We start from the raw sequence: 26,133 nt of genomic DNA on the forward strand, positions 1-26,133 counted from the left end.
GGTCGGTGAGGCCGGGCCATACTGGATCTGGGCGATGCGATCGAGGGCATCGTAGGCGTAGAGGCCGCGCTGATTACGCGCATCGGTGCGCACGGCGAGGTTGCCGGCCGGGTCGTAGCGATGACTGCTCAGGCCGGTATCCGGGCTGGTCAGGGTCTCGAGCTCGTCAAAGCCGGTGTAGAGGTAGCGGGTAACGAGGTTGCGCGGGTCGGTGACCCGGCTCAGGTTGTCCTGGACGTCGTAGCCGTAGTCGATCTGCGCATGGTCGGGATCGGTCTCGGCCAGCACATCGGTATGTCGCAGGCGATCGAGTTCATCGTAGTGCTGCGTGGCGACATGACCGAGCGCATCGGTGATGGTCTTCTCGTTGCCGGTGCCGTCGTAGGTGTAATGGGCCGATTCGTCCGGGTCGGTGCCGAATTCGGCTTCGACCCGCCCGAGCGCGTCGATGTGCCGGTTGACCACCTGGACGAGTTGATCGTCGGCATCGAAGGTTTCTTCCTTGACACGATTTCCCAGGGGGTCCAGCGTGTAGTGCACGTGCCGGCCGCGGCTGTCGGTGACGTCGGTCAGGCGATCGGCGATGTCATAGTCATAGTCGAGATAGCTGTCGTCAGCCAGGGTCAGGCGATCGACATTTCCGCTCGGGGTATAGTCGAAGCGGGTTGTCTCACCGGGATCATTCGCATCGACCTTGTTGATTACATGAGTCAGGCGCCCACGCAGGTCATAGCGATATTCGGTGATCTGGCCGTTGGCGTCGATGCGCTTGAGCAGACGCGCATCGTCGTCGTACTCGATGTATTGCGAGGCATTGCCCTCGGCATCGGTCATCAGGCTCAAGTTGCCCGTTGCCGGATCGTAGTCCCAGCTACTGGCGTCGTTCACGTCGGTTCGTGGACCATCGAAGCCCGTCAGCTGGCCATTGCCGTCGAAGGCGGTGGTCCAGATGCGTGTTTCGGTGCGCGCGGTCACCGTACGCGATTGCAGGTTGCCTTCGTCGTCGTAGACAAACACGGAATGGCGCGTGCCGCCTTCAATCGGCTCGAAGGTTTCCAGCGGCAGGAACCAGAATGGGTGCCAGATGGTTGTCGTGACGCGCTGCAGGGGCGTGCCTGCGGCCTCGGTGAGGGTTTCGATCAGTCCGCGACTGTTGCGCCCGTAGCGCGTGATGCGACCTTCGAAGTCCTTGCGGCTGGCGATCAGGCCACGCGGATCATAGGTCGTCTCGGCGGCCATGCCACCGCCGCAACTGCCGCATGGCTCCGTGACCTTGTGCAGATACTTGCGCTTGTTGTCCGTCACGAATTCGTAGACACGCTCGGTGCCTAGCGGATCCGTTTCGGTGGTGCGGTCTTCTTCGTAGCGGAACCTGTAGAGCTCGATTCCGCCGGGCTTTCCGCTCGACAGCACGCGGCCCCGGTGATCATAGGTCCAGGTCACATAGCGCTCGCCGCGCTCATCGGTGATGCCGGTCAACGCATAGCGCTGGGTAACGTCCTCGTAGTGGTACTGACGAGTCGTGGTATCGGGATACGTCACCTTGCTCAGGTTGCCGAAGCCATCGTGCTCGAACGAAATCTGCCGGTGCGCCGGATCCTTGACTCCGGATAGATAACCCGTGGTCGGATCATAGGAAAATTCCAGGGCACGCCCGAAGGTATGAGTCACGCTGGCCGGACGGCCGCGGCCATCGTAGGCCAGCGTGTGGGCCAGACCGGCGCGGTTGGTGATCGACAGCAGGCGACCGTCGGCGCTGTAGTGCTCGGTCGTATCCTGCGGGGTGTAGTGCAGCCAGCCGGTAGTGGTTCCGCCGCTGACCAGACGCTCGATGCGACCCGGCACATTGCCGTCTGTTATGTACGCTGTATTGCGCCAGTTGAACTGGGTCCAGCCGCCGTCCTCGCGCATGATGAGGACGGAGTCCGGGCGTTGATCGACCGGAAACGGACTGCCGTCGACCGACTGCGGCAGGCGCAGATTCTGGAAATAGCTCGCGGACCATTTGGCCCCGACGTAGCCGCTGAGATTCGGCACGGCCGACGTGTAGGTTCGTTCGAAGTGCAGGGGAAAGGCGCCATCGCCCTGGTAGTCGTGCTCAGTCTGCCACTTCACTCCGCTGCCGATCGCTACAGGGTTGCCGCGCGGCGTATCGCTACCGCGATCGTCGTCTCGGCTGCCGTCACCGCCGTCGAAGCCAATCGCCGACGCAATGCCTCCAGCACTGAGATCGACCCCGAGCCAGGAAGCGATCTTGCGCAGGCAGGGCGGCACGTAGGAACACGCAATATTGTTGATCGTATCGATGCCGAGTTGCGCCTTCTCCTCCGGCGTTAGCGCGCCCCATTCATCGATGATCGAGCTCAGCCACATCGACACCTCGTAGATGGCATAGGCGATGCCGATTGCGATCAGTGCGGCATCGATGACGGCCAGCACGGGAATGATCGGCGCAAAGATCGCGCCCAGTGCGGCGGCTACCGTCTGGAATGCCGCGAGCCTGGTGATATAGCGGAGCAGGAATTTCTCGATTGACTCGATGATTCGCGTGTTGCAAAGAATATAGAGCGCGACGGCGACCACGATGCAGCCGACATTGATTCCGCCAGACAGTCCACCCTCGATTCGCTGCAGGGAGTTTCCTGTTTGCGGGTCATAGATGACATAGCCCGCTCCGCGCCAGCGGCCATAACTGACTTCGCGCTCATGAGCGACGACAATCAGGCCGGCAGTGACGCTTTGCCGAATCTCCTCCTCGGCATAGGTGGACAGGTGCAACTCGGCGAGAGCGACATTCAAGTTTGCACCGCTGATCTGGAAGATGCGCTGGCCGTTGTCGATCGCAAGCTTGAGGATCGTCGAGGCCGATATGCCGAGGCCCTGGCGATAGGTGCCGGTCAGCAACGGCCATACCGCACTTTCCGCGGTCGAACCGGTCGAGCCGATGTGCAGGGACATGCGCGTGCGATCCTCGGCATTGCGAAGGGTCAGGCCCACGCGCGCCGCCTTGACGTCGGTCACCTGGCCAGCAATGAACCCCGAGCGTGGGATGCCAAAGAAATAGGAGACTTCATAGCTTTGGGCGAACGCCCCGATCGAAGGCAGGCGCAAGGCCACGGCGTCGGCCGAGCGCGCAGCCTGCTCTTCGAGATGATCGGAGATTGCCCAATACAGCAAGCCCCCGTAGTAGAGCGCATCCCGGGTCGCCAGACTGGCCATATCGGGGAGGCCTGCACCTTCACGCTCGACGCGATCCGGGCGCATGCCGGCCAGGTCCGGGACCAGCGCAATGGTGCTGCCTGCGGCAAAGCGGTAGGCCTCGGTGGTCGTCCGCCTGCCGCTGGCGTCGCGCACATCGACATGCCAGAACTGCATCGTGCCCATTCGAGTGGCGCCCGATTGCCAGAGCACTTCGCCATCGAGCATCAGTCGCGGGACCACGTTGATCTGTCCGAGCGGAAGCGTTTCGGCATGGCTGGTCGCATAGGTCACGATCGCCTGCGCGTCCGCATCGGTGGCCGGGGCGTAGTCCACCCCGAAATGATGCGCGCCAAGGCGGACCATCGGTACGCTGACCTGCGCGCTTGGTGAGCCGAAGTTGAGCGCGGATTCGTCTGCGTAGAATCGGATCTCGATCGTCTGTCTGAGCGTTGCCGGGAGTTCGGCATAGCGGGCGACCGTGGACGAGCGCAGTGGGTAGGGAAGTGCGCCTGCCAGGATCAGGCTGTTGATCGGGCGGATCGTGCGCCGATCATAGAAGCTTTCGCCGGAGATATCCGGAATGGCCGCATTCATCTCGTCGGCGAGCTGTTGGGCGGTGGCACCCATGGCCCGGTTCATTTCATCGAAATCAAAGCCGGTGATACCCCCGCTTGCATCGATCTGGATGGAGTCGGCGAAGTTCTGTGCGATCTGCCGCCGTGGCTCGCGCGTGTGTTCGCGCCAGGGATAGGCTGCGACATAGTCGAACTGCTTGTAGGCAACCTCGAATGGCACCCACTGGTCGGGGACGCGATTGATCGCTCCGCGCGAGGGGATGAAGTCAACCCAGGCTTCGACCCAGACGTGCTCGAAACGAACGGCGACGATGCGGCCACCGGAGATGACACTGGCCGCGGGGATGCCGCCCTTCTGCATGATTTCGACGGCCATCTGCGGCGTTGCGACGTTGCCGAGCCAGTTCTGGACCTTGTCGATCGGCAGTTCGATAACACTCCTGGCGTAACGCGCAGGCACGCCCGATGTGCGCAGCAGCGCCAGGGTAAGACTGGCGATGTCGAACGCATTGCCGCGACGGCTCAGCAAGGTCTGATCGGCGCCTTGCACCGAACCAAACGTGGGATGGAATTCAACGTTGTCGTAGACCCAGTTGCGGATGGCCACCGGGTTACCATCAAGGGACTGGGCGAGTGCCTGAATGGCGGGTGTGAACGATGCATCGAGGGTTTCGGCGAGTTCGCCCGGCCCCGGTGGATCAGTGATGGCGGCGGGCGGCAGGGCACCCTCGGCGGTCGGTTCCTGCGGAATGGCCACGTCGTCGAGCGTGGCAAATGAAGTTGGCAACGCCGCCTTGTCGATGGCACGCCAGGCGCGGGCCCGGGTTTGTCCGGCAAACCAGTCGGCAAGATTGACCAGTGCCCCGCTGATCTCGGAGACGTTGGCGCGGGTATCGCGCAGCGGTTCGATCAGGCTGCGGAAGATCGCTGCACGCGAGAGCACTTCAGAAAGAAGTGCCTCGTGTCGTGCGACGATGGATCCGTCGACACCTTGTTCGGCCATCTGCGCAGCCTCGGCGCGCCAGTCGCTCTCGATCTCGGATTCGAAATCGCCCAGTTCGTCGACATCGGCCAGAATACGTAGCGTCATCGCATTCGGTTCGCTTTCGCCGGTGCCAGCCTGGACGCTGGCGACCGTAGGTTTCGGAGACCCGACCGGTTGCAGCCGAGCGAGCTCGGCCGCAACCGACTCCAGCCTATTGGCCAGGCTGCGGACACGCGCATCGCGATCGCGCGCATCCTGCGCTGCCGCAATGGCCGCGGCGTAATCGGAGTGCTCGGCGGCCACCGCGCGCGCCATATCGAGGTGCGAAAACCACATGATCGAGGCGATGCCCAGTGCCAGCGAAAGGCGACGGACGAGATTCGGTAAGCAGATTGCAGGCATGTCCTCACGCCCTCCTTGTCTGGCGTGACCGGAAAGCTGCCGAACCGAGCAGCAGCAGGAAGATCGAGAGCAGGACCAGGGCGACGCGGCCGGCACCGGGCACCGGTATCGGTGTCACCAGCAGGTCCTCGGCATCCTCGAGATCAACGAAGACCGGATCCGATCCGAGTGCGGCATAAACCGGATCGGCCGACTCCACGGCGGCGACCCGGATGCCGATGATCCGCATTCCGTCGACCGTTCCATTGTTGAAGGTCCGCAGGATCGCGGTGCCGGGACTGCTCCATTGGGGCGGCTCGATGGTCAACGCCAGGGGTTCGAGTTCGACCAGCGCGGAGTTCGGATCCGCCGGTGGCTCGACGGCCGCCGCCAACATCAGTGTCACCGGCGCGACCGGTCGGGAACCAAGGCTCAGCTGAAGCCCGGTGGAGTCGCCTTCGATCAGGTTCTGCGGGCCGGAAAGGGATAGGCGGATCGCTGGGACGTCGTCATCCAAATTGTGCGCGGTGACGACTTGCGCAGGCAGCGCGGCGAACTGGATGTCGTCCGATGCGCTCACCCTGAGGGTCAGCGCAACATCGCGCGTGCCATCAGCGACATCGTCGTCGAGGCCGCGCAGGACAATGGCTTGGGCCGTCGTCGCATTGGTGGGGGTGAAAATGAGCTCAACCGGGTCCGCGACCACTTCACCGGGGTCGGCCGATGTGATTTCGACGTGCACATCGGCACTCGGCAGGCGATCAAAGGCTATCTGCAACAGGCCGGTGTCTCCATCCTCGGAAACATCGAGATCGGTTGCCACGATTTGCCAGGCCGGTGCAATGACAACATCGTCGTCGCGATTGACCGCGTTGAGGTCGGGCGGATCGATGCCCTGATAGCGCGGATCGTCGCTGACCACGGGCCGCAAGCCGATCACACCGATGATGTCGCCGTCCACTTCGGTGTCATCGACACCGGTCACCGAGAAGCTCAGGACGGAGGCGCCCGAGCCGGCCGGAAACACCAGTGAGTCGGTATCCAGGGACCACTCGCTGCTGTCGGGGTTGACCAGATCGATCCTGACCGGATCCATAGGAGGCACGCTCAGATGCACGCTGACCGTTGCCTGGGTTCCCGTTTCGCTGGTCTCGATGCGGGTCTCGGGGTCCACGACAACCTGTACCGTTTCGTTGTCGAGGTTGGTCACGCTGACATCGGGCGGGTTGATGCCGGCGTAGTGGGCGTCGTCGCTCAGTGCAGCCGCGATGACGATGGCGCCGACGATGTTGCCATCGGCTTCCGCGTCATCGACGCCGGTCGCGACCACGGTCCTCGCACTCCAGTCCTGCGGCGTGAATACCAGTTCCGACTCCGCAATCGCGAATTCGCCAGGGTCTCCGCTGGCCAGCGGCACGTGGACCTCATCCGTCGGCGCAGTCGTGAGCGCCACGAGGAAGCTCGCGGTGGCACCGTTCTCGTCGACGATCAGTCCGGTGGTGGGTGCAACAACGATGCGGGCACTGTCGTTGTCGAGGTTGAGCAGGGCCACATCCGGCGGATCGATGCCGGCAAACGCAGTATCCGCGCTCTGCACGGGACCGAGGGAAAGCAGCGCAGACTGGTCGCCATCGACGAGATCATCGTCAACGGGATTCACGGCGACGCTGTAGCCGGATTGCCAGTTGACTGCGTCTAGCCGGATCTCGGTGTCCAGCACCTGCCATTCGCCGGCGTCGACCGGTCCGATCGGCACCACCACCTCGGCGCTCGGCATGCGGTTCAGACGAACCACGAAGCTGCCTGCCGTGCCCGATTCGGAGGTCGTGACCTGCTGAGGCTCGACGATGATGCCGGCCTGCTCATCATCGGTATTGGAAAGTTCAACGTCGGCCGGATCGAGTCCATTGAAGACCGGGTCCTGGCTCACGACCGGCCACAGCTCCAGCACACCGGCCTGGGTGCCGTCGAAATCGGTGTCATCGACACCCGTCACCTGCACAGACACGCCCGCCTGCCAATTGCCGGCGTCAAGCGTCAATGTCGTGGATGGCAGGGCCCACTCGCCCGGATCCGGGTTGACCAGATCGATCTGCACGCCGGAGGCCGGTTCGGCGTTCAAACGGACCACGAAACTCGCGCTTGTTCCGGCTTCGGAGGTGGTTATCGACGTAGGCGACACGAGGACTTCAGCGCTGTCGTCGTCCAGATTGACGATCGTGACATCACTGGCGTCGAGACCTGCATAGGCGCCATCGGCGGACTGCGCCGGCAACAGGCGAATGATGCCGGCCTGGTCACCATCCACCAGGGCATCATCCACGCCGTCGACGACGATCGCGCGAGGAACGTCCCAGGTGGCCGGGGTGAACACGATTTCTCCGGTCGGCAGACTCCACTCCGCGGCGTCGCTCGCCACGATCGGAATGCGCACCTCGGCGCTCGGCTGGCTGGCAAGGGAGACGTTGAACGTGGCGCTCTGCCCGGCCTCCGAGGTCACGAGGCCGGAAACCGGCTCGACCAGGATTGCCGCTGCGGCGGGAGCCACCAGCGTGAAGGATTCGGAATCGAGGATGCGCCAATCGCCGTTATCTCGGTCCATCTCGACCAAGCAGGCGTGCACGCCGGCCGAGAGCCCGGTCGTCGGCAGCAGTTCACTGGCCACGTAATCGGTCCCGGGAACGAGGTCGACCGTGACTTGCTGCTCGAATTCGACCGTGCCGTCATCGAGGGCGACCATGCGCTTGCGCAGATGGGCATCGGGCTGCGCTGCGGCGCCGCGGTTGCGCACCGTGAACAGGCAGGTCTGCGGTTCACCGACCAGCAACGACGGCCTGGCAATGCTGACGAAGCCCTCGATCGCGGCACTAGCGTCGGGCAGGCGCTGGAACGTGATCGTGTCTGTAGCGTATTCGTAGCCGGTCAATCGGGAGCGCAGGCGTGCCACGGCGGTGTACTCGCCGGCGGCTGCGGCGCCGTCGACACCCATCTCGCCAGCGATCGAGGCATTGGCGAAAAGGTCATCGAGCATGATGCTGCGGACCTGACTGAATCCTGCAGGCCCGGAGATCGTTATCGTGACTTCGGGCAAGCGGATCACTTCTGAAGGAGAAAGATTGCCGGCCACGTAGTCGATCCGGATGGCCTCTCCGGTGGCGTATTCCGAGCGCGGCGTGCTCAGGCTGACGGTTCCGGCCGGTCCGGTGACGTCACCGCTGATCGCAAACGATGCGGTGGCCGTATCGGCGATCGCTCCCTGCGAATCATGCAGTCGGCCTTCGAGCACGTAGTTGCCGGCCAACACGCCCTGGGTCGACCATTCCAGACTACGTGACGCGGTTCCACCTGCAGGAATTTCCGTGATGATCTGGTCGTCGAGCGAGGCAGTCACCACCCCCTGCGAATTACGGATGAGCCATTCAACCGAATAACCCGCGGCGACCACGCCGAGGTTCGAAACCGTCGCTGTCAGCGTGGCGATCGCGCCCGGCTCGTAGGCCAGGCTATCGGTGGCCAGTTGCAGGTCACCGCGTCCGTTGGTTGCCAGGAACGGAACACTGCGCTGGTTGTTGCCCTCGCGGCATTCACGGGCGCGATTTCGCTGGTCGACCACGGCATACAGATCGCCGCTGCCGGCGACGCTGATCTCGCCGAGATTGGCGATCTGGAACCGTGCTGGCCGCAAGGTGTCGAGGCGCCGTTCAGTCAACAAGGTGCCACCGGCAGCCGGATCGCCGCGATAGATGCTGATGTAGGGGGGCTCGTGCGCATCGACCGGGCCGGCGTTGCCGACACGCACCTGGACGGCCGGGTTGTGGCCCGTGCCCTGGTCGATCAGGCGCAGGTCGCCGACCGTGAAGTCGGGCATGCCGAGCGGATCGGGCAGCGGACTCTTCTGGACACGATAGGTATTGTGGGTCAGCCAGGAAGGCGTCTCGATCAGCGGCAGCGTCGAGTCCTCGTTGATCTCGTTGACATGGAAGGCTGCCGAGTTCCACGCCGATCCGGCGTCCGCCCAAGCGCCATTCCTAGCCTTGAACACGCGGATACCCGGAGTGGCCAGGGCCAGATCCTTGTCGAAACCGGTGACAATGATCTCCGCCTGCTTGTCCCCATCAAGGTCGGCCACCACCGGAACTTCATAGACCGTCAACGAGGAGTTGGCGGTGATGAAGCGCTGGACCAGGGTGCGCGCATCGAGAATGCGCAGATTGTGTTCGTCCGTATGCACCACCTCGAGCAGTCCGTCGTTCTCGAAGTCGAAGACTGTCGCGCTGGTCACGCCCGATGGATCGTCGATGTCGAAGGTGCGTTTGACCGTGCCGTCGGACTCGAACACGGTCAGCTTGTGCAGGCTCGAGATGATGATTTCAGGCAGTCCGTCGTCGTCGATGTCGGCTACCGTGGGCGCGCCCATGGCCGTCGAATCGGGTGCATGGACCGGACCCCAGATCGTCTCGCCGGTGTGTTCGAGCAGCCAGAGCTCGTCGTTGATCGAGAGGACGATTTCGGCGAAGTCGTCGGAGTCGAAATTGCCGATCGCCACGTAACCCGAGTAATTCATCGGAACGTCGTTGCCGTCCGCAATCGGGATCGGCTTGATGTCTTCACGATGCCACAACGTGCGCCCTTCGAAGTCGTATGCCGTACGCCCGGCGATGACTTCGACACGTCCATCGAGATCGATATCGGCGGCCACCGAAGCCACGGCCCCGGCCACGCGCAGGGGCGAACCGATTGGCTTGCCGCCCGTGCCACCGGCGTCGAATTCGCCTTCCCAGAGCTGCTCGCCGGTCAAGCCGCGGAACGCGGCCCTACCCAGGACCACTTCGGCTTCGTTGTCGCCTTCGAGATTGACGATGATCGGCTGGTCGAAGACGAAGGGTGCCGGCGGAAATATCGGCGCCGGTTCGCGCGGACCATTCATGGCCGTACGCCACTTCAGGGTGCCGTCGTTCTCGAACGCGATGAGCTCCTGCCGATATCCGCGCACGACGATGATCTCGGCAACGCCGTCGTTGTCGATGTCACCGGTCGCCGGTGAGGCGAATTGGGAAAGCCGGAAACCGGTTCGCGACCAGAGTTCCGCCCCGGTGCGGCCGTCGAGCGCGACGAGGGCGGTCTGGCTCGGCGCAATGCTGTTGCGCAGGCCGGCCACGAAGACGAGGTCGGGTGTGTCGTACTCATTGATGGCGCCGTCGCCATTGTCGTCGGTCAGCTGGACGACGGAGGGCGTGGCGTTGAGCGAGTTGATCTGCGGATTGGAAGCGAGTCCGTCCCAGCGCCAGGACTCCTCGACCGTGTCGTTGCCGACAAAGGAAGGCGTAACCCGGCAACCGAGAAGGCTGGTGCCGACATTGTTGTCTTCGTCCTGTTCGGGGATCTCGTTGTCCGCGTCTATCCAGAACGCCACCGGCGCGTCGCGGAAGGTCAGTTGCGCGGCCACGGCAATATCGACCTCGACGCTACCGCCGACGGGCAGGTCCTGATCAACCCGGGTCCGGCCGATTTCCGGCTCGAGTCCGGAATCGAAGCTGCCATTGCCGTTCGCATCGACGAAGGCGATGACATAGAAATCCTGGGTTGTCGAGGACGTGCCGCGATTGGCGATCGAAAGGGTGAACGCCCGATCAAGATCAAAATGATCCGGATCGGTTTCCGACAGGGTGCTCTCGACCAGCACGAGGTCGGGGAAGTAGAAGGCCAGCGCTGTGGGTTTCAGCCCGATCTCGCCGAGGTCGCGCACTTCCAGCGGCTGCAGTGGCACGGCCAGGGTTGCCGGGTCGAAGGCGTCGGCGCTGATGGCCAGCCGGGCCACCGGTCCGCTGACCCCGCTCAGCGAGAACGCGCCGGCTGAATCGGTGCGGGCAACATGCTGACCGCCCGGATCGCTGGCGACGATCAGGGCATTTTTGATCGGCTGGCGATTGGCCTGATTGACGATAGTGCCGAAGACCCGTGCCTGGTTTGCGCCCTCCGGAGTTTGCCCTTCGGGATACATGCGCGGCGAGAACACCAGCACTTCATTGTTGCCCAATGGGGCCGAGACACTGACCGGATCGTAACCCGACAGGCTGGCAACCAGGGTCACAAGCGGGCTGGCTTCGGAGAGAAGACCGTAGCTACCCGATGCGTCCGTGGTCGTCGCAACCGGAAGCGCGCCCTCCACGATGGCCACGCTCACGCCAGCCAGTGCATCGCCGGTGACGCCATCGACGATGGTTCCTCGAACGGTGGCTCCGGTCGCGTTTGCATCGGCCTGCAGCGCAACCGAGAATTCGATCACCGCCGACGGGCCGATATCGACCTCTGCGAATCGGCTCGAGTAGCCGGCCGCCGAAACGATGATGCGAACGTGCCCGGCCGGAACCTGCAGGATCTGATAGCTGCCATCCCCGCCACTGCTCACCTGGATAGGCGGCTGCTCGATGAGAATGCTGGCACCTGGAATCGGTGCGCCATCCGCAGCCCGGGTGATGCGTCCACGGACGATGGCCAGGTTGGCGCCCGCATCACCCTGGTACATGCGCAAGTCACCGAGGTCGAGGATGCGGCCATCGGCCAGGCTGAGCTCGAATTCGATCGAATGCATGCCTGGATAGCTCAGCGTCGCCAGATAGCTGCCGGCCAGCAGCGAGGTCGACTGAAGCTGACCCGAGTCATTGCTGGTCAGGGTCGCGACGGCCGTGCCGCTCAAGGCCAGGGTCGCGCCGCTGATCGGCAAGCCCGTATCGGCCGAAAGGACCCGACCCGTCAATCCGGCTTGCATCGGCTCGACGACAGGCTGCTCGAACAACCAGAGTGCACGAAGCGCCAGCGCAGTGACGTAGGCGTCGCCTTCGAAACTCCCGTCGGTCGACTGCGCCATCGAAAGAGTGGTTGCGATCGGGGCCAGCGTTGCGCGATCGACGCCGAGGTCGACAAGGGCCTCGAGCACGACCGCAGTTTGGAAGGCTTCGCCAAATGTATTGTCGGGCTGTCGCGCCGACTGCAGGAATGCGAGGGAGCGTGCGATCGGCTGGGTCAATGCAAAGCGATTTCGAAATGCATAGAGCACCTGCGCTGCACGCGCCGTCGGAATGACATGGCTGGTGTTGGCAGGTGCGGCGAGCCAGCCTCCATCCGTCTGTTGACTGGCAATCAGGTAGCCGAGGGCGCGCGCCGCCTCGGTCTGCCCACCGCGGCCGGCACGGTCCAACGCCAGCAACACCCACGCCGTCGTCAGCGGCTCGCTTTGCAAGCCCGGCAAGGCTGGAAAGCCGCCGTCTTCACCTTGCTCGGCTAGCAGCACATCGAACTGATCCGCGGCCGACTGGCCCAGATCGATCCGGTTATGGGCCAGTCTCGCCAGCGACAACAACGTTTCATCGCGCTGCTCCCGGGCAAGGCCAACGGTTGCGGGAAAATCGGCGGAACGCGAGAGTCTGACGATGGTCGTGTACGCCTCCGCATTGGTGTCCGCGGCGCCGGCCAGATCTTCGATGCGATGGACTCCCGCTGGCGATTCCCTGCCGCGCAACCACTCCATCCCGCTCGTGACATCGGCATGGGCGAAGAGTGCCGGCGCGAGGCCGACCAGGAGCAGGCAGACACGCCCCATCCAATGGCTACGGTGCTTCATTGGGATTCGAATCCATTCTTGAACAGGGTGTCGACAACCGGAGCACCGACGAAATCGAGCTCAACCTCGGCTTCGTCGGAGAGATTTCCCGGATCGGCGATGCGGTAGCGGAAGCTGTCCTGCAGCGGTCGAGTCGTCGTCAAGGTGTAGACGAACGAACCGTCCAGGCCGAGGTTGAGCTGTCCGTGTTCGGGCGCGCGCACGAGGCTGGGAACAAGGGTTTCACCGTCCGGCTCGATATCGTTGGCGAGCAGGCCGCTGCCTGCCTCCACCACAAGCTCGGTTGCAGATTCCGGAACCTCGTAGTAATCGGCGAGTGCTTGCGGCGGATCGTCGACCGGTAGCAGGGTGATACGTACTTCGACCGGTAGGGATTCTAGCTCGCCGTCGCTTGCTGCATAGGGAATGCTGATGTCGCCGACCGCGTTGCGCTCGGGCACGAAGCGGATATGGCCTTCGGGCAGGACATCGAGCACGCCGGTCTGCGGCGACTGCAGCACGACCAGTGAAAGCGGCTGTCCTTCCGGATCAACATCGTTGGCCAGCAGGCTCTCGAGCTGGCGCGTATCCAGCACACTGTCTTCGGCGATGGCATAGGCTTCGCCGACGGCAACAGGTCGCTGGTTGCCGGACGAAGCGACATCGATGATGGCTCGACCGAGCGCGGATTCTTCCCCGTCGCTGACCCGATAGGCGAACTCGTCCCGACCGATGAATCCGGCATCGGGCACGTAGTCAAACGATCCGTCCGCGTGCAAGTCGAGCATGCCATGGCTGGAACCGGCTTCGAGTTCGACCGACATTGACTGCCCTTCGACATCACTGTCGTTGGCCAGCACGCCCTCTGCCGCGACGACCTGGAGCGTACCGTTTACCTCGACAAGATAGCGGTCGGTCTGGGCGACCGGTGGATCGTTCACCGCTTGCACATCGATCGAAGCGGACACAGGTTCGCTGTTCAGATCACCATCGCTGACGGCGTAGGCGAAGGTATCCGGACCAAAGAAATCCGGATCGGGGCGATAGCTGAAGTGGGTGGCCTCGAGTTCCAGGGTTCCGTGCGACGGCGCCTCGTGAAGCACGACAAACAATGCGTCGCCATCCGGATCCGTGTCATTGTCGGTAAGCCCGGCCACGTTGTCGCTGTCGAGGATTCCATTCTCCTCGATCGAATAGGATTCGCCGGTCGCGACAGGGGGATGGTTTTCCCCGTTGCCAACCGTCAGTGTTACCTGCGCCACGTCGCGAGCCACGCCATCGGTCGCGGCATAACGAAAACGGTCCTCGCCCGTGAACGCGGGTGCTGGCTGATAGGAAAATCCGCCATCGACGGATGCCTGGACCTGGCCATGTGCGGGGGTATCGACGAGCTCGACGCCGAGCGCGTCTCCATCGACATCGGTGTCGTTGGCGAGCAGCCCGCTCGGGGCATCGATCACGAGCGCCTGGTCGCGGACCGCGTGGTAGAGATCCGGTGAAGCCCGAGGCGGGTCGTTCTGAGCAAAGACATCGATGCTTGCCGTGGCGCTCTCGGACAGCCGTTCACCATCGCTTACGCGATACAGGATGCGGTCGCTGCCATTGAAGTTTTCCGCCGGAAGATAGGTGAAGTGCCCGTCCGGCTGCCAGCTGAACGCCCCGTGTTCTGGCGCGGAATCGAGAACCATGCTCAATGGCGCGCCTTCGAAATCATGATCGTTGGCAAGTAGGCTGCCGGAGGAATGGGAATCGAGCACGTTGTCCTCAAGCACGGCGAATTGCTCGCCAACGGCCACAGGCGGAACGTTTGACGTCGATCGAACGTCGAGGGTGACACGACCCAGCTCACTGACAGTTCCCGCAGATGCCGCGTAGGTGAATCCCGTAACGCCGGCAAAGCCCTCGGGCGCCACGTAGTGGAAGGCGCCGCTGGAATCCAGGGTGACCGTCCCCGTATCCGGCGGCACAACCAATGTGGCCGAGAGCGATGCGGCTCCGCTGACATGGTCGTTGCTGAGCACGCCGGGGGGGGCGACCGTCATGGACGGACCCTCGAATGCGTAGAAATCATCCTCGACCGTGACCACGACGGCGGGCGCAACTGGCCGGACGACGACAGTCACCGTGGCCGCGGAAATCGCACCCAGCCCATCGTCGACCTGGTACTGGAATGGGTCGACTCCAGCGAAGATGCCATCGGGGATGTAGACAAAGGCGCCATCGGATTGCAGATCGACCTGTCCGTGCTGCGGCGGGCCGATCAATGCGACTGTGAGAGCGGGACCATCGACATCGCTATCATTCGACAGAACGCCCGAGCCGGCATCGACGCTCAGCGTCTGGTCCTGTGCGATTTCGTATTCGTCTGCATTTGCCAGCGGCGGATCATTGACCGGCGTCACGAGGATTTCGACGGTGTCCTCGGAGGACAGCTGACTCTCATCGAAGACGCGATATCTGAACTGATCGCGTCCGTTGGCATCAGGTTCCGGTGTGTAGGTAAAGCTGCCATCAGGCATGAGCAGCGCTTGTCCGCGCAGCGGCGGCTCTATCAATTCGGCGTCGATCAAGAGCTCGCCGTCCACTTCCCGGTCGTTGCGCAGTACTCCCTGCGGCTCGGGTGCCACAAGCACTTCATCTTCGCGCGTACGGTAGGTGTCCGGCTCCGTGTAGGGCGCATCGTTGACCGGAAGTACTGTAATCCCGACATGTCCGGTGGCATTGCCGGCGACGCCATCCCGGACGGTGTAGAAGAACTCGTCCTGGCCGAAGAAATTCGCATTCGGTGTGTAGCGGAATCCGCCATCCCTGCGCAGCTCGACCCGGCCGTTGCAGGGCGCGCACCCGTTGCTCGCGAAATAGGCCTGGAGCGAATCCCCGTCGATGTCGGCGTCGTTGGCAAGAACGCCCTCGGCAGCCGAAACCACAAGCACGTTGTCTTCGTTCACGACGTAGTTGTCCGCACTCGCTACAGGTGGCGTATTGACCCGGATCTGTACGGTGGCGGGCTCGCTCTGGCGACCCGTCGCATCGATGGCCCGATAAGTGAAGCTGTCCGCGCCCGAATAGTCCGTTGCGGGCGTGTAGTTGAATGTGCCAACCGGGCTGAAGACGACCGTGCCGTGTACGGGCGGGTCGGCAAGCTGTGCGGAAATCGGCAAAAGATCCATGCCACTGGCGGCGGCCCATGGCGCGGCGTTCGGATGCGGGCGTGTGTCCGGATCAAAATCGTTGTACAACACCGACTGGGCACTCGTCGTCACGAACAGCGTGGCGTTCCTCGGCGTGATGTAGTTGTCGTTGGCCGCAATCGGCGCATCGGGTACCGGCAACACGGTGAAAGTCACATAGCCGTTCGAGTGTTGCGTGCCATCGTCAACGATGTAGCGCAGCGTCGCGGCTCCATAGAAATGCAATCGAGTCGTGACCGTCGTCGCAAGCGGAGCTCCCAGGTCATCGACCTGTAGCGTGACGTAGTGCCCAGGCGTGCTGTCGAAGCTGTCGCGCAGGTAATGGATCGGATCGCCATCGGGATCGAAATCGTTGGTCAGCGGGTCGGGGGATATCTCTTCCACGCTGTCCTCGGTCACCGTATACGCATCGGGATTGGTCACCGGCGGCGCGTTGGTACGCAGGGTCACCGTCGCGATGTCGCCGATTCCAGTACTGACCTGGTAGATGCGGTAGGTGAAGGAGTCGAGGCCCGAGAAATCCTGGAACGGCGTATAGCGCAGCCTTCCGGTCTGGGAATTCAGATCGGCTGAGCCGTGTTGGGGAAGCGATATGATTTCGAAATTGACCGGGTAGTCGCTGTCATAGTGGTCATTGAAGGAAACCGGCTTCGAGCCCGAATCGAAGACCGTGTTGCGCAGAACCCCGTAGACATCATCCACCGCCTCGACGCCGTCATTCACGGGCACGACCGAGATACTGACCACGGCCGCGTTGCTGACGCTGGTGCCGTCATAGACCTGGTAGATGAAGAACGTATCGCCGTAGAAGTTCGCTTTTGGCCTGGCCGTAAAGGAGCCATCAGGCGCCAATGCCACGCTTAGATTGTGATCATCGAAATCGACCAGGAAGGCCTGCAGCGACTCGAGCGGAGTGTCGGCATCCGTGTCGTTGGCCAATACCCCCGACTCCGCAGGGACGACAAGCGTCTCGTCCTCCTCCACGGAATACGAATCCGCGTTCGCCCGAGGCAGGCTCGTGATGCCCACGGCGAGGGTGACATTGCCAAAGTTGGAAGCGGAGTAACCGTCGGTCACCTGGTAGGTGAAGGTATCGATCCCCATGTAGCCGGGATCGGGGTCGTAGCGGAACGTGCCGTCGGAATTGAGCACCAGGACGCCGTGCTCCGGAGTCGTACCTGGCAGGACGCTCAGCTCATCGTGCTCCGGCGCATCATGGTCGTTGGCCAGGAGGCCTAGCGCTGGATCGAGGACTTCGATGGGCGTGTCGACATCGCCGAGGTAAACATCGTTCGTGGCCGTTGGAGGCTGGGTCACATCGATCTGAACGGCTGCCTGGCTTGCCTCACCCACCGCGTCGACCGCTTCGTAGGTAAATGCATCGACGCCCCGATAATTGACGTCGGGCACGTAGGACAGTGAGCCGTCGGCGCGCAACAAAACTTCGCCGTGCTCGGGGCTGGTCTGCAGACGCGCGACGAGCGCCTCGCTGTCGATGTCGGAATCGTTGACGAGAACGCCTGGCGCCGGGATATCGAGTGGAACATTTTCGTCGGTGAGGTAGGCGTCGCCGTTTGCGATCGGCGGATCGTTCACGGCCCGGATCGCGAGTGTTACGTCGACCGGGTAGGAATTCGTGCTCGAGTCTTCGAGGCGGTAGGAGAAGGAATCCGACCCGAAATAATCGGGCGACGAAGGCCGATAGACGAAGCTGCCGTCGTTCGCCATCTGCACCGAGCCATGGGCAGGCTGCGCGGTGACGGCAGTTCGCAGCACGCCGACGGGGATGGCACTGTCGTTGCCCAGCACCCCGGGCGCGTCGATGACCAGGATGTCACCCTCATCGAGCATGTAGGCGTCGGGCAAGGGCGCCAGATGGTCATTGACGTGCACGGTGACCGTCGCTTGACTGCCAAGGCCATGCGAATCGACGGCTTCATAGGCAAAGCTGTCGGTTCCGACGAAGGCAGGAAGCGGCGAGTAACGGAAGCTGCCGTTGGCATTCAGAGTCAGGGCGCCCCTCTGCGGATCGCTGACGACCCGGGCGATCACCGGATCCCCGTCGGGATCCGAATCGTTGCCCAGGACACCTGGCTGCGACACAACGAGATCATGCCCAGTGTCCACGACGTACTGGTCCGGCTGGGCAGCCGGAGGCTCGTTGACGTCATTGACTGAAATCGTGACCTGCGCGGGTAGGGACCGGATCCCGCCGCTGTTCAGTCGATAGCGAAAACGATCCACACCGCCGTGGCCGCCAGGCACATATTGAAAGCCACCGTCGCTTTCGAGGACGAGTGTGCCAAGGCTGGGGCTCGAGTCCAGCTCGACTTCGACGGCCTGGCCCGAGTCGATCAGGTCGTTCGCGAGCAGGCCCGATGAGGCCGAAACCACCAGTTCCTGGTTGTCGTTGACGGAGTAGGTGTCATCGACCGCGTGATTCCTCTCCTCGACATGGATCGTAACGCTGGTCGCCGCGCCGACCATCGTTGCCGCACCTGCCGAATAGTCGAAGCGGTCCGCGCCGACGAAGTCCTGTTCTGGCGTATAGACAAAGCCGCCATCCGCCGAGAGCGCGATCGTGCCGTGGGCGGGCAAAGCCCGGAGCACCGCGAACAGGGCGCCACCCTCGGGATCATGGTCGTTGGCCAGTACGCCATTGGCTGCGTCGACGGCAAGCGAACCATTGGCGGTCGCCGTGTAGAGGTCCGGCTCTGCAACAGGGCCGGAAGCCACGTTGTCCGCGATCTCGATCAACGCCGCCGATTCGGGAGCGAACGGGATCCGCGCTTCCTGTTCTGCCAGCAAGAGGCGCCGCGATCCGGTCGGCGCATCTACGGCTACGTCGGCCTCGAATTCAATCGACGATCCATCGGCGGCGTGCATGATGTCGCGCACTGTCACCCCATCAGGCGGCAGGATCGAGATCGCGCTGGCGAGTTCGAGTCCGGTGCCAGCAATGGTGACGTGGATGGAGGTTCCGCGTGAAAAAAGAACCGGCGAGACCCCGTGGGCAAAGGGTCCGCGAACGACACCGAGGGTCGGCGCGCCCAGCAATACATCCGTTTGTGCGGATTCGGGCCCAGGCCTAAGGACACCCACCACTGGCGCGACAAATGGCGTCAGCACGGCGCTTCGATCGGCGATGAGCAGTGTATTGGACGGTGCGAGACTATCGCCGGTGTTGCCGGCCGGACTCTCCAGCCTGACCAGACGGGGTCCAAGGGCCGCGCCGAAGGTAGATCGCAGTGTAAGCCGCGCGAGTCCGTCGCTGATGATCTGCAAGTCCTCTATGACCAGGTCCGAGGCGGGAATCACCCCCGCTTGTGTGACTTGGCTGAAGTGCGCTCCCTGCAACTCGATGGTCTGGGATGTTCCGTCGCGCAACAGATAGTTCGGCGTCAAAGCATCGAGCTGCGGCGGTGCATCCCGAATCACTAGCAGTTGCGGCGCATCGATTCGACCGGTCGGGCCCACGGCAGACACTCGACGCGGCAGAAGCTCGACATCGCTGGCGATATGGATGTCGATGGAGACTTCCCCGACGCCAACCTCGATGCTCGAAGCTTCGACGTCTATACCTTGATTCGGACTGAGGATGACCTGCGTCGTTCCTGCGAGCCCGGCACCGGTCAAGCGGAGCCGCGCCGTCTCCCCGGGCGAAACGGTATCGGGAGAAATCTCGACAATCGCGGGACCTCGGGTGACCCCCAGTACGGCGGAAGTCATGAAGGGTTGCGATGCGGCCTGGGGAACGAAGCGGTCGACGCCCAGTGGCACGGAAACGAACGGACCGCGTTCGAGCAGGGCACCGGCCGCAACATGCAGCTGGTTGGCCGGAGTTGGCAGATCGCTGGATATGCCGCTCTCGCTAATGACCTGGACCAGTCGATCGACAAGCGAGGCATCCGCGCCGACGGCAATGGACACCAGGACGAGCGTTCCTTCGTCGTTCGAGACTGGCGTGCTGCTCAGCTCGATGCCCTCCGCGGGGGTCAGGCGTACCTGCGGTTGCTCGGAGAAACCGTGGACGCCGGCTGGCGGCAAGCCGCGCAGGTTGGAGCCTCGTATCTCGAGCAGATAGCCGTGGCCCCTTGCAAGAAGGTTGGGCGTCACGCTGTCGATCTGGGGCACAGGCGCCGTCAGGAGGATCTGGGTAGAGTCCGCGCGATCATCCGGCAGCGCGTTTCCGCCCTGATCGAGAATGCGGAGTCGACGCAAACCGGGTCGGGCCGAAGTAGCTACGTCGAGAACCGCATCGATACGTTCACCCGTGGGGTCAACCTGAAATTCCACGACAGTGGTGTCGTCCGCCGGATCGAGCACGAGCTGCTGCACAGCCCCAAGTCCACGACCATGGATCACGAGGCCCTGGCCACCCTGGCCAATGGACAGGCGATCTGGCTCGAGCCCAAAGACCACCTCCCCCCTGGTCACGCCCAACAGGCTTGATGCGAAGAAGTTCACGCCGTCTGGCGGCATGATGGATCCACGCTGCACACCGAGCTGGGGCGAAATCAGCAGGTGATTTCCAGGATTCGGGGTAGGCATCCTTGCGACGCCCAATGCGGCGTTGGCCAGTACGTCGCCTGGGCGTAGCAGAAGCTGTGGCGATTCAAGGGAACTTGCGTGCGGCTTGTGGCGCCTGATCTCGTTGTCAGCGGCATTTGCCGTGCACACGAGACCGCCCACCATGAGCAACAGCAGGCAACGGCCGACATACTGCCGAAATCCGCAACGACCCGTGCTGGGTACGCGCCTGCGCACCGTGTTTCCCAACGGACCAGGCGCGCCTAGAGGATCACCCTTCTGCCACTGGCCGTGACTAGCGTTGTGGTGGCGTTGCCACCAATACTGGCAGCGAGCTCCACCGAGATGACCTTCTCGCCACCAGTGAAGCGAGATAGTGCCTGTTGCTGGGCACCTGCGACCGAGTAGCTCAGTGTTGCCAGCAAGACACTGGGACCGTCCGGAAGCGACACATTGGCTGTAGCGGTGGCGGCGTCAATGGTTCCCTGCAGGGCACTCGAGACACTCATGGTCGGCGCGCCGTGAGGCGGCGTGAGCACCACCGAGATCGTCGTTCCGAGCGGTACGCCGGTCGTCGCCAGATCGACGGCAACCGGATTCGGCGCATTGGCCGGCAGGATGATGTCCGAATGGCCGGTAGGCTCTGCAGGTGCTGGCTGACCTGCTACAGCTGAAATACGAATCGTTGGCAGACCGTCGACAAAAAGACTGCCAGGCAGTCCCTGGGTATAGGGCGGGTTGGTACTTGCCGTGCGCTGAAACGTCTCTGCCTCGAAGCGAATTCGCCCTGCTCCTCCGTCCGTAGTATTCGTATAGCTTGAAAACGTTCCGCCAATGCCTCCCACTGCGTTGACGGTGCCGTTGCCGGTGAGCGTCGTAGCGACAAGTCGGATGGCGCCACCGCTACCTCCACCACCGGTTGTGCCACCTGCGTTGACGGCGTTGCCGACGTCCCCGCCATTCCCGCCGTTGGCCAAAATACTGCCGGTTAACTGCAACGTTCCGCTGACGGCGATGAGAAGTGCTCCGCCACCGCCGCCGCCTCCACTTCCGCCCAGGCTAAGAAATCCTGTTCCGCCGGCGCCACCGGATCCGCCCACCATGGGCAAGAGATCCGGGTTGGCATAGCTGTCGGATTGCGTTCCACCGCAACCGGCTGCTTCACCTCGTGTGCCAAACGAACCACCGCCACCAAAACAATTGTAGGCAGTGCCTGGCGCCGGGCGTCCGCCGCCCGGGCCGATTCCCGCCTGTCCATTGCGCGCATTGGCCGGTATCGAATCAATGGTTCCACCGAGTCCACCGGCATAACCGCCTGGTCCGCCTTCGCCAGGCAAGCCATCATCGGCGACATTGCCATTGCCAGCGCCATTCGCATCCGGCGCGGCCTGCCCGCTGACATTGATGCTGCCAGCAATCGTCGCATCGCCCGCCACGAGCAATGTAACCGGCGTATTGAGCGAATTGCGCAGGAATCGCACAGTGACCCCGGAAGGAATGTCGATCGACGAATAATTCAGGATTCCACTTGCGGGAACCTGTATTTCACTATCCACGTTGGGACTCAGAATACCGTCGCTACCGGTACTCCCACTGTCGAAAGCGAACGCCGGAGTAGCAAAAAAGAAAGACAACAAAACGACATGCGTCAGGCGAATGCCCATTTCCCCCTCCCTTATGGGAAAACCAGACGAAAGCGGCCCGCATTCGCCATTCGGCAAATGTCATGTCTGCTTTCGAATCCTAATCCCTTGAAAGCGGCCCCAAACTCCGCCCTTGGGATACTAGAGAGGTAAAGTGGAAGCTGTCAACACTTGAGCCGGAGAATCCTGCACTGCGCAGCAAAACAGGCAGAATATAACAAGCGATTTGCAGCGCAGGCCTGCCGCTTCCTTTTTGACGCCCTTATCACATTGCCGAGATTCTAATGCGAGCATGTGGTGCACCAAGGACCACGAGGAGGAACCACCCCTCGGCGAGCGAAGTCATTCGTGGGCACAAGCAGGCGGAGGATACTTACTTTCCATGTTCGCAAACTGAGGCGCTTGCGCAGGACACATGGCTCGAGGAAGCTGCGGGATCCAGGACACATTATCCAATTCACGGCGGAAAACGCGCTCATCGCCGCACCTACAACCGTTCGATCGCCTCCACCAGGACCAATTCGCACGCCCCTGCCCCGGTGTCCTCGCGGGTCAGCGAACTGCGCCAATGGAAGCCGTCGCTGCGTTGGGCGTAGACAAGATGGCCGCGCAGGTGGATGAGGGCACCGGGGCGGACCTTGTCGAGGTCGTCCTTGACCGTGCCGTCGGCGGGGATCAGGTGCATGTTGGCGCTGGAGCGCATGATCTCGTCGGCCGGAATCGGTGGGGCGTGCTGCCAGCGGTAGGAGTAGAAGCGGACCGATTGCTCGATATCGAGCTGCTCGATGACGGCGGTGTCGGACATGCGGCGCCAGCCCAGGGCGAGATCGGTCGGCGAGAGGTCGCTGCCGGCGTCGATCGAGTAATCGGCGCGCGAGAGGACGCGGGCATCGAGTTCGAAATCGGCGAGCGGGGTGAGGCGGTAGTCGCCGTGCTCGATCGGCGCAGCGCTGGCCGGTTCGCGCTGCTGCGGGACGCTGTCGATGAGGACGCCGGCTTCATGGGCGATGGAACGGTGCGGATACCAACGGGCGGCGCCGATCAGCGCGAGGGCGATGAGCGCGATGGCGATGCTGCGTGGACTCATGGCGCGGTCTTATGCAGGCGGCGCAGGAAGACGCCCATTTCCTTGGCGGCCTGCTTGTCGCCACGCGCTTCGGCGACGGCGATGCCGCGTTCGTAAGCGTCCATGGCGGCTTTGAGGTCGCCGGCCTCGGTCAGGGCCTTGCCGAGGCCTTTCCACGCGGCCGAATAGTTCGGATCGAATTCGAGGGCTTTGCGGAGGGCCTCGGCCGCTTCGGCCGGCCTGCCTTCGGCGATCAGTGCGTTGCCGAGCGAGAAGCGCAGCAGGGCGCCATCACGGGGGCCGTCGAGTTGCTTGCGCAGGCGCTCGGAGAGGGGGGCTGGGTCCATGGCGGAATGATCGCCTGCGGCTTGTGGGGTGGGCAACCGGGTCTGAAGCGATGGCTTCGCCCTGCCCTCATCCGCCCGGCGGGCACCTTCTCCCGCGTCGCGGGAGAAGGAAGAACAGTGCGCCCTGCCCTCATCCGCCCCGGGGCATCGCGGACAGAGAAGGAACGGCGTGTCGCGCAGCGATGGCCGGACCCGGGTGTCGCTTGAATTCCAAGGACGAGGAGATGCTGCAGGCGGTTCCGCGAATCCGGGTGGTGGCGGCGTTCTGGCGGCGCGAAGTGCCGGAAGCGGATCCGCGGCGGCGTCAATATCGTGCTTCGCGCGCACCCTCATCCGCCCTGCGGGCACCTGAACTCGCACCATCCATGGCGCTCGCCCTGCGGGCAGCATACGCTGCTCAAAACGGCAATCCTGCCGTTTGGTCTCCCGGGCAGAAGGGTGGGACATTCCGCCTTGCCTTTGCCTGGAGTGACCAAGGGCTGGGGACGGGTCAGGGGGTTTGGGTCTGGGCGAAGGCGCGGTGGATGTCGTGGGTGACGACGCCGAGGCTGCGTTCGGGCACGCTGAAGAAATCCTCGCGTTCGAGGGTGCGCTGCATGTCGTCGAGGCCGCTGCGCCAGTGCTCGCGCATGGCCGAGGCGCCGAACGCATAGTCCTTGTATTGCTCTTCGTGGTGCTTGGCCTGGTAGATCAGGTGCACGATGTTGAACACGCGGTCGCACAGCCAGGGTTGCAGGTCGGCTTCGAGTTGAGCGGGCAGCTTGCCGTCGGGCAGGGATTCGATCAGCCGGCCGAGGGCATTGCGCAGTTTCTGTTCACGGGCGACGGTATCGGTGCCGTAGCGGGTGCGGCTCGAATACTGGATGTCCTTCTGCCGCTCGAGCACGTCCATCAGGGTTTGCGGACGCAGGCCGCGCGCGCTCCACAGGTCGACCTGGAAGACCAGGCTGTCGCGGCGCGGTTGCGCGGCCAGCACGTAGTCGAGCGGCGTGTTGCTGACGATGCCGCCATCCCAGTAGGCCTTGCCGTCGATCTCGATGGCCGGGAAGGCCGGCGGCAACGCGGCCGAGGCCATGATGTGCTCGGCGCGCAGCGGTTCGAGCGCGGAATCGAAGTAGCGCACGTTGCCGGTATCGATGTTGGCGGCGCCGACGGCGAGGCGCACCGAACCGTGGTTGATGCGGTCGAAATCGACCAGGCGTTCGAGGGTGCGCTTGAGCGGTCGGGTGTCGTAGAGGCTGGTCGCCTGCGCGCTGCCGTCGGCGTAGGCCAGCGGCGAAATGGCACGCGGTTCGAAGAAACCGTGCTGGCCGAGGGCAACGCTGCCGATCGCGCTGGCCGCGGAGAGGCCGGCGCTGACCGCCTGGGTCGGCGGCAGCCAGGCGGCGGCGCGGGCGACCGCTTCGAACGGCCAGGCGACCGCGTTGCCGAGGCGGGTGATCTCGCGCCAGAACGTCTGCAGTCGCTCGATGCGATGCTCGGGGGCGTTGCCGGCAAGCAGGGCCGCATTGATCGCGCCGATCGAGGTACCGGCGAGCCAGTGCGGGTGGATTCCGGCCTGCTGCAGCGCTTCGCAGACGCCGCACTGGTAGGCGCCGAGTGCACCGCCGCCCTGCAGGACCAGGGCGACCTGTTCGTAGCGCGCCGCCCATTGCGCGGGCGATGCGGCGGCGGCCGGACCGGTACCTCGCGCCTTTTTGCCCGTCGCTCGCGATGCACTCACTGCATGTGCCAGCCGTGGCTGACCGTGATGCTCTGGCCGGTCAGGGCGTTGGTCTCGAACGCGGCCAGGAACAGGGCCAGGTTGGCGACGTCGTCGACCGTGGTGAATTCGGTATCGACGGTTTCCTTGAGCATGATGTTCTTGATTACCTCCTCCTCGCTGATGCCGAACTCTTTCGCCTGCTCGGGAATCTGCTTCTCGACCAGCGGCGTGCGCACGAAGCCCGGGCAGATCACGTTGGCGCGGATGCCCTTCGGACCGCCTTCCTTGGCGACGACGCGGGCCAGGCCGAGCAAGCCGTGCTTGGCGGTGACATAGGGTGCCTTGAGCTTGGATGCTTCGTGCGAATGCACCGAGCCCATGTAGATGATGGCACCGCCGTCGTTGCGCGAGTACATGTCCTTGAGACAGGCACGCGTGGTCAGGAAGGCGCCGTCGAGATGGATGGCGAGCATCTTCTTCCACTCCTCGAGGCTGAATTCCTGCACCGGCTTGACGATCTGGATGCCGGCGTTGGAAATCAGGATGTCGACCTTGCCGAATTTCCTGACCACGTCGGCGACGCCGCTGTCGACTTCACCTTCGTGGGTGACATCCATCTTCACGCCCATGGCCTTGCCACCGGCGTCGACGAGTTCCTTCGCGGTGGCGTTGGCGCCCTCGAGGTTGAGGTCGGCGATGGCGACGGCGGCGCCCTCTTTCGCGTAGACCTCGGCGATGCGCTTGCCGATGCCGCTGGCGGCGCCGGTGATCAGTGCGACCTTGCCTTTGAGTTGCATGCTTTTCTCCTTGGGGGGAATGGGGATTCGGGTTCGGGGTTCGGGGTTCGAAATTCGGGAATGGGGAGCGGCGCGGACGAAGCGGCGTCTTCGTGCGTGCGGATCAGTCATC

General features: G+C 63.5%; 9 protein-coding genes. 1 reads left to right on the forward strand and 8 read right to left on the reverse strand.

Going from position 1 to position 26,133, the window contains the following annotated elements; genetic code table 11:
• From BM125_RS17220 to BM125_RS17230, 3 genes are all read right to left on the reverse strand, one after another.
• Positions 1-5,163: transglutaminase domain-containing protein (locus BM125_RS17220; RefSeq protein ID WP_092410283.1), on the reverse strand; the 5,163-nt coding region annotated here is incomplete at its 3' end.
• Between the two features lie 4 nt (positions 5,164-5,167).
• Positions 5,168-12,763 carry a carboxypeptidase regulatory-like domain-containing protein gene (locus tag BM125_RS17225; protein ID WP_092410285.1) on the reverse strand — a complete coding sequence of 2,532 codons (7,596 nt, stop codon included), beginning with the start codon at positions 12,761-12,763 and terminating at the stop codon, positions 5,168-5,170.
• Positions 12,760-19,251 (reverse strand): Ig-like domain-containing protein, encoded by a 6,492-nt coding sequence (locus BM125_RS17230; RefSeq protein ID WP_175498163.1) that lies wholly within the window; start codon positions 19,249-19,251, stop codon positions 12,760-12,762. The genes BM125_RS17225 and BM125_RS17230 overlap by 4 nt, the downstream gene beginning before the upstream one ends.
• A 126-nt stretch (positions 19,252-19,377) precedes the next feature.
• Here BM125_RS17230 and BM125_RS20340 point away from each other — a divergent pair, with 126 nt between their 5' ends.
• Positions 19,378-20,385, forward strand: coding sequence for a hypothetical protein (locus BM125_RS20340; protein WP_175498164.1), 1,008 nt, complete (start codon positions 19,378-19,380; stop codon positions 20,383-20,385).
• A gap of 341 nt (positions 20,386-20,726) precedes the next feature.
• Here the strand turns inward: BM125_RS20340 and BM125_RS19985 are convergent, their stop codons facing one another.
• From BM125_RS19985 to BM125_RS17260, 5 genes are all read right to left on the reverse strand, one after another.
• Entirely contained in the window at positions 20,727-22,127 is a 1,401-nt protein-coding gene (locus BM125_RS19985; RefSeq protein ID WP_139225092.1) for a hypothetical protein, read from the reverse strand.
• A gap of 466 nt (positions 22,128-22,593) precedes the next feature.
• Positions 22,594-23,193, reverse strand: coding sequence for a hypothetical protein (locus BM125_RS17245; RefSeq protein WP_092410293.1), 600 nt, complete (start codon positions 23,191-23,193; stop codon positions 22,594-22,596).
• Positions 23,190-23,519, reverse strand: coding sequence for a tetratricopeptide repeat protein (locus BM125_RS17250; protein WP_092410295.1), 330 nt, complete (start codon positions 23,517-23,519; stop codon positions 23,190-23,192). Before BM125_RS17250 ends, BM125_RS17245 begins: the two co-directional genes overlap by 4 nt.
• Positions 23,520-24,009: 490 nt before the next feature.
• On the reverse strand, positions 24,010-25,242 hold the full coding sequence (locus tag BM125_RS17255; protein WP_217647907.1) for a patatin-like phospholipase family protein: 1,233 nt from the start codon (positions 25,240-25,242) through the stop codon (positions 24,010-24,012).
• Positions 25,239-26,021, reverse strand: a complete 783-nt coding sequence (locus tag BM125_RS17260; protein WP_092410322.1) for a 3-hydroxybutyrate dehydrogenase — start codon at positions 26,019-26,021, stop codon at positions 25,239-25,241. Before BM125_RS17260 ends, BM125_RS17255 begins: the two co-directional genes overlap by 4 nt.
• Positions 26,022-26,133: the final 112 nt, after the last annotated feature.

The organism is Dokdonella immobilis, from assembly GCF_900115085.1.
Taxonomy (GTDB): domain Bacteria; phylum Pseudomonadota; class Gammaproteobacteria; order Xanthomonadales; family Rhodanobacteraceae; genus Dokdonella; species Dokdonella immobilis.